Origin of the sequence: Sphingobacterium sp. lm-10 (assembly GCF_023554555.1) — a bacterium.
Taxonomy (GTDB): domain Bacteria; phylum Bacteroidota; class Bacteroidia; order Sphingobacteriales; family Sphingobacteriaceae; genus Sphingobacterium.
On sequence record NZ_JAMJWC010000001.1, the window covers coordinates 1378455 to 1396794 of the forward strand.

The window sequence follows — 18340 nt, forward strand, 5'->3', positions numbered from 1 at the left end:
CTAGATTTCGATCTGTAAACCGTCGTATGCTAAAGATACATGAGGAGGCAACTCCGACTGTATCTCAGCATGTCGGCCAAAACGATGACTGATATGCGTAAGGTAGGTCTGTTTTGGCGCCACACGAGCTACCACAGCTAAAGCTTCTTCTAGCGTGAGATGTGAAATATGCGGTTCTCGCTGTAATGCATTAAGCACTAGCACCTCCACCCCATCCAATAAATTGTATGACTCTTCAGATATCGTCTTTGCATCAGTCACGTAGGCGAAGTTATTAATCCGAAAGCCCATCACAGGCATACGATGATGCATGACCTCTATGGGCGTCACCTGCTTACCAAATAAATCGAACGGTTTTGCGGCTTCGATCTCCTGGAGTTCCAACTGCGGAACACCCGGATATTTATGGTCGGAAAAGGCGTAATAAAACTCTCTGCGAAGCGCATCGTGGGAGATCGTAGTACCGAAAATAGGAATAGATTCCTGCTGTAAGTAATTGAAAGCCCGTACATCATCCATTCCGGCTATATGATCTTTGTGCGAATGAGTAATGAGCACTGCATCGAGGCGCTGCACTTTCTCTCTTAGCATTTGTGTCCGAAAATCCGGGCCAGTATCTACCACAATTTGGTGGCCACCATAAGCGATTAATATGGAAGAACGCAAACGTTTATCCTTACTATCTTCCGATGAGCATACATGACAATGACAACCAATCATCGGCACACCTTGAGAGGTACCAGTTCCTAAAAATGTAACTTTCAAATTATTGATCGATTTGTTGTGTTATGTATAGCAAAATTTGCTCTCGCACGCTGATCTATTGTTGATAAACTAATCGGGATGCTCTGTTAAGTCATATGCTCTTATTTCATAAGCACATCAGATCACGTTTTACCGTCTATCAAGTTAAGAATGATTCCGGTAACATCAAAGCGCAGACCTTATTTCTGAAACCAGATTTTATCCATATAGTTTTGAATAAAACCTGATCCGTAGGCTACGAGTTGCACATAAGCAGCAGGTACGGACTGTAGCGCGACGGAAAGATCTTTGGTCGCTTTTAACGCATGTGCAAATAAGGCAAAGGTATATATTAACAATAAAGCATATCCTAGATAAGCAATTTGCACAAACAGTGTGATACCACCGTAGGTCAATACGTTGAGTAACGTGAGCATGGCTATAGCCACCAATCCAATAACAAATCCTGCCGGCAAGGCATGTACCCATTTTAACTCTGTGGGATAGATCTTGTAAATATCAATCCTGCCTTTACCAAACTGATACGTTTGTCTAAAAAATTGAGATAGGTCCGTCCTTCTTTTATGGTACACTAATGCTTTAGGAATCAAACCTACATGAAAGCCTTCGGCAATCATCCGGATACTGAATTCAATATCTTCTGAACGTCTCGAAAGTCGAAAGCCCTTAGTCTGTTCCCATACCGCACGAGAAATGCCCATGTTGAAGCTGCGGGGATGAAACGGACCAATATGCTTTTTATTTCCGCGTATCCCACCCGTGGTAAGTGGAGAAGTCATAGTATAACTGATCGCTTTCTGCATACTAGAGAAGGAAGCATGAGCACCATCTGGACCGCCAAAAGCATCCAACTGTTGCTCTAACAGGCCTGCCGCTACTTCTTGAAGATAGTGTACAGGTACTATCACATCAGAATCTAGCACAATAAAAAAATCTCCTTTTGCCTTTTGGAATCCATAATTCCGGGCAAAACCCTGTCCTGTGTTTTCGGTGAGGAAATAATGAACATCTAGGCGATCACTAAACGCTTCCACAATATCATTGGCCTGGATCCTAGAGCCGTCCTCTACCACAATGACCTCAAAGTCACGGTACTGTTGTTGCGTTAATGATTGCAACAGCTCATGGATCTCCTGCGGCCTATTGTAAAGTGGTATAATGATAGAAAAGAACATTTATATAACTTGTTCGATATGGTATTTATTCCGATCGGATCCATTACGGGATACCAACTCCGCTATAAATCCTGTCAGAAATAACTGAGTTCCCAAAATAATCGCAACCAATGATAGATAGAATAATGGTTGATCGGTGATGTTTCGATAAGGCGTGGAATTGGCAATGCTGGCTAACTTATCGAAAATAAGGTACAGTGTGATAACGAACCCGACCAAGAAGCTCAACACGCCAATCGGCCCGAAGAAGTGCATAGGTCGTTTGGCAAACTTACCCACAAAAAAGATAGAAGCCAGATCTAAAAAGCCTTTTATAAAGCGACCTGGACCAAACTTGGTTGTACCGTATTTGCGCGGATAGTGCTGCACGATCTGCTCCTGAATTTTTCTAAATCCCGCCCACTTTGCCAATACCGGAATATACCGATGCATTTCCCCATAAACCTCAATGCTCTTCACTACCTCTTTACGATAGGCTTTTAGGCCGCAATTAAAGTCGTGGAGATTATGTATACCCGACATTTTGCGCGTAACAGCGTTGAACAATTTGGTAGGAATGGTCTTGGAGGGAGGATCGTGACGCTTTTGTTTCCAACCGGATACCAGGTCTGCACCTTTGGTAATACGATCGTACAGCTCGGGAATCTCATCCGGACTGTCTTGCAGATCTGCATCCATCGTAATGACTACCTCTCCTTCTGCGGCGGCAAAGCCCACATTCAGCGCTGCTGACTTACCATAGTTACGACGGAACCGAATACCGGTAATGTTTGGGTTCACTTCTTTCAGCTGTGTGATCGTTTTCCATGATCGGTCTGTACTCCCATCGTCGATCAGAATAATTTCGTACGCATAATGATGCTGCACCATGACTCTGTCGATCCAAGCCGTAAGTTCCGGCAAGGATTCTTCTTCATTATATAGTGGTACAACCACCGAAATATCTACGCGCACAGGATTTAACATCTAGCAGAATAAATTGTATAGACAGAACGAAACAAGCACCTAATTTTTAGGCTCTTGTGGATCTTGCCAAGGATGCGCGTTATCAGCGGGCACATCAATAAAGATCGGTTTCTCCTTTTTGAAAATGGCTGCCAAAATTAAGGCAAGAATAAAATACATAATCAACGATACTGCTAAAGCTTGCACCAGATTAACAAAAGAAAATGTGTATAAACCTTCTTTTTGCAATTCTAGTTGTTCTACAGTGGCGTCAATCTGTTCATCTGGAAAACCCATCGATTCTAACGACTCAATGGAGTTATTCATCATGTTATCAATCGCACGCTCTTCCAAAGAAGGCATGACGCGACTTACAATCTTAGAACCTACGGTAGATAATACCACCGATACGGCCAACATAATAAAGATATGACTCAGGGCTGTACGGAAATCCCAATATCCGCCAACCATGCGACGGAGTCGAACGGCCAAAAGACAAGTAATCACCAATGGCACTACGTATACCAATAAAATACTCACAAAAGAAACCGTCATGATGCCACTCGCATTTGCACCAATGATGAGCGTGATAATGGCCAATACGAAACTTATTACACCCAGGATAACGCCATAGATGGCGGCTTGTTTCTTTAGATCGGTTGATTCCACCTGTATACTGTCCATAAAAATAGTTTTAGTTGTTGAATTGAATAATCAGTTGGTAAATAGCCAAATCTAACGATTTGCGATCACTTTGTTCCAAAAATTCTGTAATAGCAGCCTCATCAGGACGTGGTTCTGCAAAAAAGGACATCAATGGATAAAACATATCTTTAATTTCTTCTTCTACATCAATCTTAGCCGCTACTTTAGCAATTTCCGCAAAGCTGCTTTCTACCAAAATCTGGTTCTTAATCACCTCTTCATAAATGCGATGCTCATCCTGGAACTCATCTTCTTCTACCAACAAAAATTCTTTTAGATAATCATCCAAAGATGGCTCTACCTCAGCGTCTTCACACTCTCGCAGATAAAGTAATACATTCAGCAATTCGCTACCGCGATCCAATGTATCTTCTTCAATAGCTTCCCACTCTTCAGAATCCAGATAATCTTCTTCCAGTTTCTGTACATCTTCTGAAAAGAAGTTGATCATCAATAGATCAAATACATACTCTCGTAATTCTTCAAACCGAGGATTATTATCAAATGCTTCGTCCAATTTGGAAACTTTGTCCATAAATGGAAGGTCAGCATCAAAAGTAAGGGTCAGCTCTGATTCTATGGTCTTAAAATCTTGCTCTTCTACAGTACCATAAAACTGTAAAGCATTGTGCAAGGCATTATTTACATTTGCATCCATATCAATGTATTATTTTGTGTGACGTGTGAGTATTTTATTCATTCCGGTAAGCACTACTTTACCTTGAAGTTCTTGGCCAAACCAAGGGCTGTTCGAAGCTTTCGATCGATTGGTTGTTTTATCAAAAATCCATTTCCCATTCGGATCGAACAGCACAAAATTAGCAATTTCACCTTGTTCGAAAGTAGGCAATTTTACACCAACTGCGGCGCGCGATCGAATCGACAATGCAGTTACAATCTCTTCGGCAGACAGGCCTGCAGATACCAAGGTAGGCAGTACCGTTTGTAAGGAAGCGATCCCGTCTGAGGCAATATGAAATTCAACTTCCTTAAATTCGACCTCATGTGGCGTGTGTTGTGATACCACTGCATCAATTACACCATCTCGCACACCCTGAAGTAGCGCATCGACATCAGTTTGTGTGCGTAGTGGCGGGCTAACTTTAAAATTACTATCGAAAGACTGTACAGATTCATCGGTTAACAGCAAGTGATGTGCTGCCACATCGCAGCTAACACGCAATCCATTTTGCTTTGCCTGACGAATTAAGGCCACACCTTCGGCAGTAGATAGCGTTGAAAAGTGAATTCTAGCATCGTGATACGCCGCTAATTTCAAATCACGAGATATCATTAACTCTTCTGCCAGGTTAGGGATACCCTTCATACCAAGGTAAGTACTTACTGGTCCCTCATTCATTTTATTGCCGCCAGCAATAGACTCATCTTGTGCGAATGACATAATCAAGCCATCGAATCCTTTAGAATAAAGCAGCGCGCGACTCATTAAACCAGCTTGCTGCACAGGACGATCACCATCACTAAATGCTAAAGCTCCCGCTAATTTCATATCATATAGCTCGGCTAACTCTTCCCCTTGCCGCTTTTTACTTATGGCACCGATCGGATATACATCCACCGATGCACCGCGACTTTCATTGATAAGCAAAGCAACTTCTGATCGAGTATAAATGGCAGGGTTGGTGTTAGGATGGATCGCTATACCAGTGAAACCTCCCGCAGCCGCAGCCGCGATACCTGTTTGTAAATCTTCCTTAGTTTCTAATCCTGGTTCGCCAAAATTAGCATTCAGATCGAAAAACCCAGGTGCTATGTAGTTGCCTTTTGCATCGATCACCTCCCAATTGTCTTGCTTATTAGTTTGTTGATTACCAATAGAATTGATGATGCCATCCTCAAGCAATACGTCAACCTCCGACAGGTGATAAGCATGCCCCGGCAATACCAATGTTGCTGAAGTAATTAGAACAGTAGCCATGTATATGTGTACGTGAATAGGTAATGTAAAAATAATGACTTACTCTCCATTTGATATCTTCGTATCAAACAGCTTCCAGAAGTGATCTGGACGGACTTAGGTAGATTTTCCAACTTCAAATATCTAAGTAGTGTCATTGGAGAACAAATGTACAAAATAGTATCAAATTGCCGATAGCTAAGGGAAAATCAATTGCCCCACTGATATCCATCGGTAGGCAAGCCCGCTAAACTAAGCACGCGATCGGTAACGGTTTTGATTAATTGTTCGAAAGACTGTGGATTGCTGTAGAACGACGGGCTACCTGGACAGATGATCCCTCCAGCTTGGGTAATGGTCGTCATATTATTCAAGTGAATCAAACTATAAGGTGTCTCTCGCGCCACTAAAATCAGTTTGCGGCGTTCTTTAAGCATCACATCAGCAGCTCGTGTAGTGAGGTCGTTGGAAATACCCTGAGCAATACGCGCCATCGTACCCATAGAGCAAGGACAAATGATCATCGCATCATAACCAGCAGAGCCTGATGCAAATGGTGCGAAGAAATCATTCCGATCGTAGAAAGTAACATCGTAGTCTTTATACGACTCGTTACCTAATTCCACTTTCCATACATCTTTTGCATTTTGCGACATCACGACGCCGATGGCACTCACACTTTCTTTGAGCTTCATCAAACTTTCCAGTAAGATCTTGGCATATAGAGAACCGCTAGCTCCGGTAATAGCAACTACTATTTTCATTTATTCAATTTTTGTATATCTTAGGTCAAAAATATAAAAAAAGGGCCGAATAAGAACTTAATCGACCCTACATCTACCTATGAAAAACATGCCCTTGGGAGGGGCATAACAAAAATAACAATTTTCTATTAACAAACAACATAAATGACGATATCACATTGCATTTTTAATTGAAAAAGCATGATTTTAGTTAAAAATATTATATCTAGAATTACATTTTTTATAATAAACAATCGTTGCACTGATAATATTATTTCAACAAAAAAACGAAAACATTAACATAAATATATTTTAATAACAATAAATTGAATTTTTCGTAAAAAATAAATTTTTCTTGGCATGAGCATAATTATTTTAGAGGAATATGTCGAAACGGGGAATTTTCAAGATCTTGACATGCTATTATCCAAACAACCGGAGTTATTGGGTGAAATAACAAGTCACGATGTATCACCACTATTGCTTGCGTGTTACTACCGCAAAAATCAGATAGTAGATATAATCCTCAAATACTTGAAGAATATAAGCGTGCATGAGGTATGCGCATTAGGCTATCTGGAACAATTGGAATTAATGGTTGACCAGAAGCCCAATATTGTAAACGAAATATCTACCAATGGTTTCTCCCCTTTGGGTATCGCGGCACATTTTGGGAATGAATCTGTGGTGAGACTGCTATTGCGACATCATGCGGATCCAAACATCGCATCACAAAATGGTTATCATGTATTTCCAATACATGCTGCCCTTAGTGCCAATGATACGGCTATTACGAAGCTATTAATCGAAGCGGGCGCAGAGGTAAATGTAATTCAACATGGCAGCATTACACCGCTCCACCTGGCCGCACAGCATGGCAATATTGATATAATCATCATTCTTCTGGAGCATGGCGTAGATATTAGCGTGCGATCCGATCAAGGACTTACCGCTGCCGACATCGCCTTCGATAAAGGTTTTAAAGAAATAGGCGAAATTCTTAGCTTATAAATCAAGGTCGCCTAATTAGGTGTACTCCTATTGCACACGAGAGGCATTGCTTAGGCTCGCAGTATTCACGATGTAACTGAAGCTGAGCCTGGCTATCTCCTGCATGTTGTGCCAACAGCCCAAACTGCCCAAAGTGTGCTGTAATCGTATTGCGTTCTGCTGGTATCTGATGGAGCCAATCTAAAGCGCGTTCCTGCAAATTCTCATCGCCCTGATGCTGTCCATAAGCGTATAGCAACGGAGCAAAACAATTGATCGCTATATGATCTAGGAAAGACGGTGTAAGCCCTGTTTCTCTCACTTTGGTGATGGTGCCAAATCGATAATGAGTAGACCAATAAGCCGATGTACTAAGCGTTGCCAAATACTGCTGCAACTCGCGAAAATCTCGTGCTGATATGATTAGATGACATAACCGACTAAACTGCGTAAATACAGCTGCGAGTTGGGCAATACGTAAAGTCGGGAAGTTAGCCGGACGCATTCTCGAGAATAACCATTCTCTTGACTCCATGGGTGTCAATTGGTGAAGTTGCTGAAGATACGAATAGGTATGCTTAAGCATCGTGTAATAAGAATCTGCCAGATCTTGCTTCAACAGACCAGCCTGCCCAAAGAGTAAAGACTCCATTTCCACTTCTTTATGCAGATAACGATCTAATATATTAGAAGGTAAAGAATCCATCAATCGTGAAAATGCTTGCTTATTTACCTTCGTCCCGAAAGAGGTCACAAACAAATACCTTGCAACCCTCTCCCAATCATTTGCATAACGCCCCAACACATTAGATATCTCCTTTGCTCTAACTTCCATCCGATTTTTGATCAGTCGATCCAGAACCTGAATCTTAATGTGCGCCGGTACGTTTTCAAGTTGATTAGCACAGGGCACCCAAGTCTTTGCTTGGATTATGTTGTAGTATAAGGGAAGTACAGTAGAGGCTAGGTAATTCTTAAGTTGTAATGTAGGGATGACGCTGCCATCTTTTCGTTTGATATCGCACTCACCTTCCCAAACTACGTGAAGAATGACATTGTCGTACTGATCATTTTTCTGATGTTGATGTGTATACCAGCTTTTTGCATGCCAGTGCATCTCTACGTGCCCAACCCAGGTTATCTCAGCGATTATCAATTTTGCCTGAACAAAATCCGGTCCTGCATTGTGATTATGTATGCCCGGGTCTAGCACCCGAACGGGCTCACCATGGAGACACCTGAGATCTAGCTTAGCATAAACCCGACACTTCCAAATCATTTGTATTAGCTCCTCAGGATAATTCACCTTTAAAGTTAATAAAATTATTTATAGAGAATTTTTTTAATCTTTAGTGTATATATCTAATGCATCACTTCCTACGGAAAGATGCTGCCTCTTTTTACCCTGAAATTTTGGTGAAAATGCCCCACTTTGCCATTGAGCATCTGAAGTAAATATCCGAGCCTCATCCCATAGGCCAGCATCAATAAACAGCTGAAGTGTTTTTGCACCTCCTTCAATGATGATTGACTGGATATCCATTAAATGCAGTTGATACAGTATATTTTGAGGTAAATACAAGTCAAAGTTTTCTAACTCGATGTATTTGATGTGGTTGGTCCAGTCTGTTTTCAGCGCATTAAACACAAAGGTATCAGTATCCGTACTATATACTGAGGCATCTTGCGCTATGGCCAAATTTTTATCAATGACTACTCTTTTCGGATCGCGTCCTGTCCATTCTCTCACGGTCAAAGAAGGATTATCCACCAAGGCGGTTCGTGTTCCAACTAAAATTGCATCTTCTTCTGCACGCCATTTGTGCACCAACTGTTTACTTGCTGCATTAGAAATCCAGCGTTGTTCGGCTTCTGCTGGCGCAAAAAAACCATTTTTTGTCTGCGCCCACTTCAGGATCACGTACGGCCGATGCTGCGCTAATCGCGTGAAAAACCTCCTATTCACCCATTGTGCTTCCTCTTCCAGCACACCAACGATCACTTCTATCCCCGCCTCTTTCAACTTTCGAATTCCTGCACCGTTGACTTTTGCAAATGGATCCTGGCAGGCAATGACCACTTTTTGGAGTTGATAACGCGCCAACATATCAGCACAAGGAGGTGTTTTGCCTTGATGCGCGCAAGGCTCCAGGCTCACATAGATAGTACTACTTTTGAGCATACGCTCGCCATCAATTTCGCCATAGTTAGCGATTACTTCCCGAATAGCATTGACTTCGGCGTGCGGGCCTCCATAAGGCGATGTGTAGCCTTCACCAATAATCTGCTGATCGTGTACGACTACCGCTCCAACCATCGGATTAGGGCTCACCGTGCCAGCTCCCATTTCGGCCAGCTGTAGGCATCGATGCATGTATAACTCATCCCTTATCATACTGCAAAGCTATCAAATACGCGCCAATAAATAATAAAAGAATCGGCTTTCGTACCTTTGCATATGCAAACGCTACACACCTTCCGCATAGAGTTCCACAAAGAACTCCATGCATACTATCCTGCCGAAGAGATCGATAGCCTTTTTTACATTGTGGTAGACGAAATCTTATCTATTTCGAGGCTTAAAGCACAGGTAGATTTGCAGCAAGAGGTAAACAACTCATTCATTGGAAGAATGAATGATGTAATGGATTCATTGCGAAAACAAATTCCGATACAACACATCCTGGGGCATGCACCATTTTACGGATTCGACTTTGAGGTAAATGAGCATACGCTGATACCCCGTCCTGAAACGGAGGAATTAGTTCATCTCTTAATCCATCAAGAGAAAGACAGGAAATGCCCGCACATATTGGACATCGGAACCGGCAGTGGGTGTATTGCCATTAGCCTGGCGAAATTAATCTCCACAGCTTCGGTAGAAGGAATGGATATCTCCTCGGAGGCTCTGGCAGTGGCTAAGCGTAACGCCACGAAGCTGAATGCTCAAGTCTGTTTTACAACTGTCGATATTTTAGACTGGCGAAACTTTGAGAGTAAAAAAGCGACCTATGATGTGATCGTCAGCAATCCGCCATACATCACCCCAGCGGAAAAGAAAGAGATGAGTGTGCAGGTACTCGACCATGAACCGCACGGTGCTCTGTTTGTAAAGGAAACAGATCCTCTGATTTTCTATCGGGAGATCGCTGCCTTTGCAGCCGTACATTTATCGCAGGGCGGTGCCTTATACTTTGAGATCAATCAATACCTTGCAGAAGAAACAAAAAATGTTGTGCAAGCTCAAGGTTTTAGCAAAGTCATCATATTGGACGATATTAATGGTGCAAAGAGAATGTTGTTTTGCTTAAGATAGGTCGTCTACAGCTCTACGGACTATCATTCTAAAAATAAATCACATTTTTTCGAACTGATAAACAATGATTTATTTCATACCCAGGGAATTTTCCGCCAAATAATTTGGAGTGAATACATGATTTTTCTACCTTTGCATCACTTCAAACAAACGAAGGAAACTTCAAAAGCGAAGTAATGATTCCGTAGCTCAGCTGGTAGAGCATTACACTTTTAATGTAGTGGTCCTGGGTTCGAATCCCAGCGGGATCACCTCTTGGGACAAGTCTAAAAAAGAAAGACTTGTCCCATTTTTTTTACCTTGTAACTTACTGTTATTCTGATAGATAAGAGCAATCGCAGAATTTAGCCTCGGAGTTCGATGTTGTGTTCCGTCAAATTCCAAAAATTCGGGGAACATCGAACTCACTATAAGCCTTTTTTCTTCAATATCGCCGTTTTCATAGCGTCTATCAATGTTTGCAACCTTTTTTAAGGTAGAGGCTACCAAATCTTTTATCTCCGTTCCGACTACTGCCAAGTCGTTTAATCTTCTTTCCAAAACCTCAATCTTTCCTTTGGTCAATTTCTTTATTTCTTGGAAATCTTCATCTGCCATTTCTCCATCGGCATTTTTTAAAAGCGCATTTTGATAGCGTTTGTTCAACGCATCAATCTCACCTATGATATTTGCACGTTCGGTGTTTTGGGCTTTGGTTTTGTTATTGAAGTCTTTTATAAAGGCTTCGATAAAAACATCGACCATGCCCTCTTTTGGCGACATATACCGTAACTGTTTTAAGAAAGCCTCATTGGCGGTTTCGGCTTTGAACCGTACTCCGCAGGAGGAAGTGCAATGGTAGTAGTAATAGTAATTGCCCATCTTGCCCTTTGAGGCACTCCCAGTGAGCATCCTATTACAATTAGGGTTAGGGCATTTAATAAACCCTCTAAGCGGTAGATTGTCCATAGCCACGATTTTAGGCTTTACAACCCTCTTTCTCCCATCGAGAATATCCTGTACATCCGCAAACGTCTTTTCGCTGATTAATGGCTCATGCTGTCCTTTGACAAAATATCCCTTTTCCTCTTTGTACGGAGGAATGAATATTTTGCCACAGTACAAGGGGTTTCGGACGGCTACCCAAAAGTTATTTTTGCTGAACCGACCCTTTCCATCGGCTTTATCCCGAACCATTTTCCATATCTGTTCGGTATTGAAGTTATTGGAAACGATTTGTTCAAACGCCCATTTTAAAAGCGGTGCTTCAAAATCATGGGGTGCAATGAACTTCTTTTTGCCCTCTGTTATCTTATTGGCATATCCCAATGGAGCAGTACCCATATACCGCCCCTCTTTTTTCGCCCTGCGCATTCCGTGAAAGACATTTAATGCACGCCTGTCGTTCTCAACTTCCGGTGAAGCGAGATAGAACGCAAGCATGATTTTATTTTCGGGAATGGTAAGGTCTAAGGGCTGTTCTATTGCCATAGGCTCAACGCCATGTGTCCGTAACTGGTTAATCATTTGGTATGCATCCCCTGCGTTCCTACTGAACCTATCCCATTTGGTAAATAATATTATTGACCCCGCTTTGTTGTTTTTTGTTTTACGCAGGTTGGATAAATATTTCTGCCACTCTGGACGTTTGAAAGATTTTGCCGAATGGTCTTCTATGTAAACATCCCTTACCGGAATGCCTTTTATCTCACAATATTTTCTTAATCGGTCTTCTTGGTCACGTTGCGAATATCCCTTGTCCGCTTGCTCGTCTGTCGATACACGTATGTATAAATCTGCCTTTCTCATCACAACAGTTTTCCTTGTTCATTAGGTTAAAGTTTTCCTCGTAGATACTGGTTAACTGCAATGTCAGCTATCTTTTTGACAAACTCCAAGATGGTTTTTGCTTCCTCTAAATCGACCTCTGTTCCTTTCTTTTTCAAGATTTGCACAACTCTTTCGGGTGTTAAATCGTTCGCTTTTTCTTTCTCCATCTTCAACTGATTTTTGCCTGTTAACCACACGGATTAATCCGCACAGACAAACTTATTGCACTGATGGAGTGGATATTGGATTGTGTCTTTGGGTTGAATTACTTGGCATAGTCTGCCTGTTTAGAACCATTTCGGCAATGCTATCCTCATTACTTCCACGATTGGTTTTACCCGAAAGCCAGTATGCCTGTTGTTCACGTTTCATGGAGCAAAGGTTGGACGTGTTCTTAACGGAGGCAAAAGGTCATGCAAGTTTGAAAAAAAATCTCCACCCGTTGGGTAGTATTTGTTTTCCAAAACCTTGTGCATCCTAAACACTAACCTAAACTGCTCCCGAAACGAAACACAGCATACTCCGGCTCTTTACACGAATAAAAAAAATGTCAGGCATGAGGAATATAAGCATTGGAAATGGTATTGAAACAAAACAACAGCACCACCTCTCATTGCCGAATAAATCAAAAAAAAAAAATCAAAACTGTAAAGAAATGACACATCAAATAAACACATCGGAAGCAAGCGTGTATGTCGGCACATACGGAAAATATAATGACGGTTCAATCTTCGGGAAATGGCTAAAGCTATCCGATTATGCGGACAAGGAAGAATTTTACGATGCTTGCAGGGAGCTACACGATAACGAGGAAGACCCCGAATTTATGTTCCAAGATTACGAGAATATCCCGAACGGCTCAATCGGCGAATGTTGGATAAGCGATAGCATATTTGATGTTTTGGAGGCTTTGGAAGATATGGACGAAACCCGAAAAGAGGCATTTCTAATATGGTGCGACAACGGGCACCGTAAGCTGTCCGAGGGCGATATTAACGACCTAATAAGCGACTTTGACGATGACTATATAGGGGAATACAAGGACGAGGAAGATTTTGCCTATGAACAGGTAGAGCAAATGGACTTGCCCGAATTTGCAAAAACGTACTTCGATTATGAAGCTTATGCGCGTGACCTGTTTTGCGGTGACTATTGGAGCGATAGCGGTCATGTATTTTATAATTCGTAGATACAATTTTCGGGAACGGTGCGCCGTTCCCATTTTTATTAAATTCGGAAGGGCAAAAAAGACAGATCCTCCCCTGGTCGGAACAGTCTTTTTTGCGGTAAGCGGAACAACCCCTTTGTTAAATGCTTCCGGTTCGCCGTTCCTTACCTGCATTTCTCAAACAGGTTGTATTCGGATTAGACTACTTTCTTTCGTGAGTTGAGACGGAAAAGAAAGTAGCAAAGAAACCGACTATCGTAATTGATGAACTTGGCTTTACTTACTGATAAAGAAAGTCTCTAATTCTTTAAATTTGTAGTATTGAAACAACCGTTGTGTTGAAAAAGATTATATAGGAGACCTAAATGAAAGCATACATTGACTTAAATATTTTCGATAGATTAGAAAAAATAGACCGACTTGATGAGGTAGAAAAACCACACTATAAAGAACTATCCAGTATGCTATTGGATAAAACGCTTACTACTGCCTATTCAAATGCCCATCTCAACGATTTGTTTCGAGGCTATCAGAAGAACCCAAGTTTTATTGATGGACATTTGGAAAATATAAAATTGTATACCAATAATCTGTGTATATGTCAATATTGGGGACAAAATGATGTCACTTGGCACTATAGAGAAATTCGAGATTTCTTCGATGAAAAGTTAACTGATTGGGAGTTTGAACCAAATACATATGAAGAATTATTCGAGGACGAACCTTTATTAAAGAGTACAGTAGCTCTTTACAAGCTCATACCACTTCCACTGGAATTTAAAAAAGGATATTCTGCGGAGCAATTTTGGGGAATAATGTTTCCACTTTCAAAAATCCACAATACGCAATACGCTTTACAAGCGGATATTTTCAATTTTCAGTCTCGATTAAAATCTGACTACGGATTGTATAAGTCATTTAGAAGCAAACTATTGAATAGTTTGAACCGAGTAAAAAACAACAAAGAAATTATAAAATCTGTTCAAACGAACTTAAAAGATACTCCAAAGCATTTGGAACTTATGGATATTTTTGATGCTTATACCCCAAATAACAAAACAAGTGATAATATAATGTATTCCAAAGTACTTGATATTTTTTTCAAATACGATTTTGCTGGATATAAAAGTGACGGGCATTTCAATAATATGTTTGACGATGCATTACATACTTTTTACGCATCCCATTTCGACTTCTTCCTAACAAATGATGATAGATGCAAGTATAAAGCTGAAAAGACATTTGAAAAACTAAACATCAAAACAAAAGTTCTGAAAATCGAAGAAATAGAAATAATAAGAAACTGCTTATAGGCGGTTGAACAAATAACATTCAACCAATGATAGAAACTCAAATCGAAATAACAGTAAATCGGAAGTCTGATATAGAACAGATACAGCAAAAAATTGTCGAGAGTAAAATTCAGTTTCCGGTATATATCCGTGAATATGAATTGAGCTATCAAATTAGTTTCTCGAGTGATTATGAGGAGTGGGAATTGGACAAGGCTATCCTCGAATGTTTCTCAGGATATGAATTCACATCATACCTTGAAAGAGGAAAAAAAGAAATTAGAATTGAAATATCCAGATATCAATCGGAGTTTTCTACTGACGGTTGGGGAAGACCGATTGAGAACCCTCTAAACGAAACAAAGTATCTTGTAAAGAAGTCAAAGGACAAACCTCAAAAATTTAACCCGATAATCAAGGTCTTGTTTGAAGAAACAGAACAGGATTACTATGTGAACATTACAGGCGGTATCAATAAAGCAACAAACGAACAGGGATTTTTGCTATTAAATGAATTTAGGGCTAAGAATGAAAACAACAATGCAGAAATCTTGAAAGACAAGCTCTATCAAACGCCTTTGGATGCCTTTCATGCGGGGTACAATAAAATGCATGTATTGGTAGATACCGATTTCAGCGTGTATCTTGAAAACAAACGGAAAGAAATCCGGGAGATACAGAAAATACCTCGCAAAATTATTAGGAATTTCATTAAAGCTTGCAATAGTTTCAATGAAAAGGAAATTTTGAAAAATATGAGTGAGAACATTGTCTTTGAGAAACGTAAGAATTGGCAAACGATTTTCTCGGCGAATGGAATTGACGGAATGAAAGAATATATTAATTCTGCAACACAGTCTTTATGTTCCAGAGACTTTACAATCAGGCCATCATGGAATTTCAATTTACCTATAGTGACAATCGGCGTAAAGTATTTTCCTATCTCTGACGACCCAGAAATAAAACAAACACAAAAATATGGACAGATAATATTTACATTAGAAGACTATAAGATTGTTCGTATCATAGAAGAATATTAATAGGGGTAAACTATGGTTTTGAAAATTCGGACGGGCAAACAAGACAGATCCTCCACAGATCGGAACAGTCTTGTTCGTGGAAAGCAGAACAACCCATTTGTTAAATGCATCCTCTTCCCCGTTCCTACACGTGCATTTTCCAAATAGGTTGCAACAGATTTGTGGGATATTCACCATCCCATTTATTGTGTTGGTTGAGTGCTTTCTACACAAGGCTTTAATTCATTAAATTTGAAGTCAGAGAAAACATCAAAAAAGTCCGAATGAATATATCAACCCATCATATTGACAGTAATGGAGAAAGTCATACTCGAAATTTTAGAATATCGAAATTAGCTTTTATAAAACACTTAGCGATTGCCGGACAGGCTTACTCTCCCTCTCCACAGAAGTTGTTCAGAACTATAGGCATGTTATTACATTATAGTTATTACATGCAAAGAAGAGCATTTAATTCTGACAGGTTTTCCGAACCCCCAATTGCCATTTCAGACCCTACCGAGAAAGCTCAATTTTCTAATTTAGCAGGAAAAGCAATTGCAGACTTTCTTTCCAAAAAAATCGACAATTCACTGTTTACTGTTAATTATGAATCCGCAATGCGGATTCAAGGGCATAAACTAAAAGGACAAAGACCTGACCTAATTGCATATACCCAGAATTCCATGTTTGCAATTGAGGCGAAAGGCAGACACCAACCTAATTCGGGTAATATGACCGTTCATAAAGCCCAATCCCAGACTGGCCCCATTCCAGTCAATTTTTCGATTGCCTGCGTTTCGTATAATTTATTTAATAAGGTTACCTGTAATTACCATGACCCATTTAATGACAATATAGAGTACGATAATACATCTTTGGGAATATTATCACGCAATTACTACAAAGGCATTTCAGAATTTTTAAATTCCAACGTTTTTGATTTTGAAGAAACTGAAATTCAAGGAGAAAGATTTTATGAAGTAGGATTATCTAGAAGAAATTATGAAAAATTCTTTTTCGATGGATTCCCATTTAGAGGAATGTGGGAATTGGAGTTTTTTCACTTTTTAAAACCAAAATTAATTATTCCATATAGAATCAGAGAATATTCTGAAACAGGAATATCGAATGATACCAAACCTTTTTTGTTCGAAAGTAACGAGCAAAGCGATTATATCTATATCGACAATGATAGAATAGGTTTAAGCTTGTCGAGATAGTACAATCTCCCTCCATAATCGGTAAATTAGTTTTATATCTCTAAACCGTAACTCACAACTATGCAAATTATTTCAGACTACGAGGAGCTTTTCAAAATAAAGGATTTCGCGAAAAAAAGAAAAGAAGATGTTTTTTTTCAACAAGCATTTGAATGTACGTATGAACGACTAAAAAATGATTTAAAAAATCAATATTCTGAAAACTTAGAGGATAAAGTTAACAGATGGTTAAATATATCTAAGGCTCAATATTTTCAGGATGTTTTACCAATCTCATTTTACATTCAAGCAAAAATGCTTTTTAGAGATGGATTTTACGAGGCTTCAATTAATATTTCCAGAAGTATATGTGAAGTGATTTGTTACGAAGAATTATCAAAGCAAACACATCCCTTTGGCGATTTAACAATAGAAGACAAACACAGTCCCAGTTTTAATACTCTTAAACAATTTCTTATACTACCCAAAAGGATAGAGAAATCTAAGTTTCAGAATGAAATAGTTGCCAAGATTATCGATACAAATCCTGCTGATAGGAATACAAATTTTATTAAATCGTCATTTGAACTAAAAAATGACAATTACTACCACCTTAAGTTACCAAATACAAAGAAAGAAGAAAATCTAAATAGATTTTTTAAAATATTCAAGTCCGTTCCATTTGACGAATTTGAAACTTTTAGCCAAAAAGTTTTAGAAAATATAGAATTTGTTTGGAGCAAAGGGAGTTCTTATGTCCATGTTAAAAAAAGTAGCCAAGAGGCTAAAGAAGATGCTTTTAAAATAATTGATAGTATAGGTTTTGTTTTATTTGAACTCTATGGCGAATCTGTCAAGGAAAATATCTCTGTAGTTTCTGCTTACAGTCGATTTGAAGATGTTTGTACCGGAGTAACTTATGGAATGGATATTTATCCAACAATAGAAGATGCTCAAATCGGATATTATAATTTGCCGACACAGAAGCAAAAGCAAAGAATGATTAACATTGTAGGAGTTTGGAAAGGAGAATGGGGGCTAAACAATAATACTCAAAGTGGAATTCTTGAATTTGTAAAGGAGGGAGAATACATTAATTGTTATCTACAAGAAGGAGAAAAACGCAACAAAATACCTATGGGAATTACTCTTTATGGGGATTATTTTTTAATCAACCAAATAAATGGAAATAGAACAATTCATTATTTTCAACTATATATCTTAAACGACAATACGTTGGTTGGACAAAGGAAAAATAGTTGTGATTTCGTTATTTTTAACAAACAATCCTAA

The 18340-nt window shown here is 39.6% G+C and carries 18 protein-coding genes and 1 tRNA gene; 8 read left to right on the top strand and 11 right to left on the bottom strand.

Features of this window, described 5'->3' with window-relative positions:
- From M8998_RS05390 to M8998_RS05420, 7 genes are all read right to left on the bottom strand, one after another.
- Window positions 1-765 carry an MBL fold metallo-hydrolase gene (locus M8998_RS05390; protein ID WP_249991104.1) on the bottom strand — a complete coding sequence of 255 codons (765 nt, stop codon included), beginning with the start codon at window positions 763-765 and terminating at the stop codon, window positions 1-3.
- 179 nt (window positions 766-944) lie between these two features.
- Window positions 945-1940 (bottom strand): glycosyltransferase family 2 protein, encoded by a 996-nt coding sequence (locus M8998_RS05395; RefSeq protein ID WP_249991106.1) that lies wholly within the window; start codon window positions 1938-1940, stop codon window positions 945-947.
- Window positions 1941-2906, bottom strand: coding sequence for a glycosyltransferase family 2 protein (locus M8998_RS05400; protein WP_249991108.1), 966 nt, complete (start codon window positions 2904-2906; stop codon window positions 1941-1943).
- Window positions 2907-2945: 39 nt separating this feature from the next.
- Window positions 2946-3569 carry a DUF4199 domain-containing protein gene (locus M8998_RS05405; protein WP_249991110.1) on the bottom strand — a complete coding sequence of 208 codons (624 nt, stop codon included), beginning with the start codon at window positions 3567-3569 and terminating at the stop codon, window positions 2946-2948.
- 10 nt (window positions 3570-3579) lie between these two features.
- Window positions 3580-4248: a hypothetical protein gene (locus M8998_RS05410; protein ID WP_249991111.1), complete on the bottom strand. Its 669-nt coding sequence runs from the start codon at window positions 4246-4248 to the stop codon at window positions 3580-3582.
- Window positions 4249-4257: 9 nt separating this feature from the next.
- Complete coding sequence (locus tag M8998_RS05415; protein ID WP_249991114.1) at window positions 4258-5529, bottom strand: dihydroorotase; 1272 nt, start codon at window positions 5527-5529, stop codon at window positions 4258-4260.
- Window positions 5530-5717: 188 nt separating this feature from the next.
- Complete coding sequence (locus tag M8998_RS05420) at window positions 5718-6272, bottom strand: UbiX family flavin prenyltransferase (protein WP_249991116.1); 555 nt, start codon at window positions 6270-6272, stop codon at window positions 5718-5720.
- A 339-nt stretch (window positions 6273-6611) separates the two neighbouring features.
- On the opposite strand from M8998_RS05420, the gene M8998_RS05425 reads away from it, so the two are divergent.
- Complete coding sequence (locus tag M8998_RS05425; protein ID WP_249991118.1) at window positions 6612-7262, top strand: ankyrin repeat domain-containing protein; 651 nt, start codon at window positions 6612-6614, stop codon at window positions 7260-7262.
- 1 nt (window position 7263) lies between these two features.
- On the opposite strand, the gene M8998_RS05430 is transcribed toward M8998_RS05425, so the two are convergent.
- Both M8998_RS05430 and ribD read right to left on the bottom strand, forming a co-directional pair.
- Window positions 7264-8547, bottom strand: coding sequence for a DUF2851 family protein (locus M8998_RS05430; RefSeq protein ID WP_349665648.1), 1284 nt, complete (start codon window positions 8545-8547; stop codon window positions 7264-7266).
- Between the two features lie 36 nt (window positions 8548-8583).
- Window positions 8584-9636 (bottom strand): bifunctional diaminohydroxyphosphoribosylaminopyrimidine deaminase/5-amino-6-(5-phosphoribosylamino)uracil reductase RibD, encoded by a 1053-nt coding sequence (ribD, locus tag M8998_RS05435; protein ID WP_284040078.1) that lies wholly within the window; start codon window positions 9634-9636, stop codon window positions 8584-8586.
- A 63-nt stretch (window positions 9637-9699) separates the two neighbouring features.
- Here ribD and prmC point away from each other — a divergent pair, with 63 nt between their 5' ends.
- Together prmC and M8998_RS05445 are read left to right on the top strand one after the other, a co-directional pair.
- A complete protein-coding gene (gene prmC, locus M8998_RS05440; RefSeq protein ID WP_249991124.1) occupies window positions 9700-10557 on the top strand; it encodes a peptide chain release factor N(5)-glutamine methyltransferase in 858 nt (285 codons plus the stop codon).
- Window positions 10558-10735: 178 nt separating this feature from the next.
- Window positions 10736-10808, top strand: a tRNA-Lys gene (locus M8998_RS05445).
- On the opposite strand, the gene M8998_RS05450 is transcribed toward M8998_RS05445, so the two are convergent.
- Together M8998_RS05450 and M8998_RS05455 are read right to left on the bottom strand one after the other, a co-directional pair.
- Window positions 10762-12345: a recombinase family protein gene (locus M8998_RS05450; protein ID WP_249992427.1), complete on the bottom strand. Its 1584-nt coding sequence runs from the start codon at window positions 12343-12345 to the stop codon at window positions 10762-10764. The genes M8998_RS05445 and M8998_RS05450 overlap by 47 nt on opposite strands.
- Before the next feature lie 26 nt (window positions 12346-12371).
- Window positions 12372-12533: a hypothetical protein gene (locus M8998_RS05455; RefSeq protein WP_170292239.1), complete on the bottom strand. Its 162-nt coding sequence runs from the start codon at window positions 12531-12533 to the stop codon at window positions 12372-12374.
- Window positions 12534-13021: 488 nt separating this feature from the next.
- On the opposite strand from M8998_RS05455, the gene M8998_RS05460 reads away from it, so the two are divergent.
- From M8998_RS05460 to M8998_RS05480, 5 genes are all read left to right on the top strand, one after another.
- Entirely contained in the window at window positions 13022-13555 is a 534-nt protein-coding gene (locus tag M8998_RS05460) for an antirestriction protein ArdA (RefSeq protein ID WP_249991126.1), read from the top strand.
- 344 nt (window positions 13556-13899) lie between these two features.
- A complete protein-coding gene (locus M8998_RS05465; protein WP_249991128.1) occupies window positions 13900-14847 on the top strand; it encodes a hypothetical protein in 948 nt (315 codons plus the stop codon).
- Between the two features lie 26 nt (window positions 14848-14873).
- Entirely contained in the window at window positions 14874-15866 is a 993-nt protein-coding gene (locus tag M8998_RS05470; protein WP_249991130.1) for a hypothetical protein, read from the top strand.
- A 263-nt stretch (window positions 15867-16129) separates the two neighbouring features.
- Entirely contained in the window at window positions 16130-17068 is a 939-nt protein-coding gene (locus M8998_RS05475; RefSeq protein WP_249991132.1) for a hypothetical protein, read from the top strand.
- Between the two features lie 60 nt (window positions 17069-17128).
- A complete protein-coding gene (locus tag M8998_RS05480) occupies window positions 17129-18340 on the top strand; it encodes a hypothetical protein (protein ID WP_249991134.1) in 1212 nt (403 codons plus the stop codon).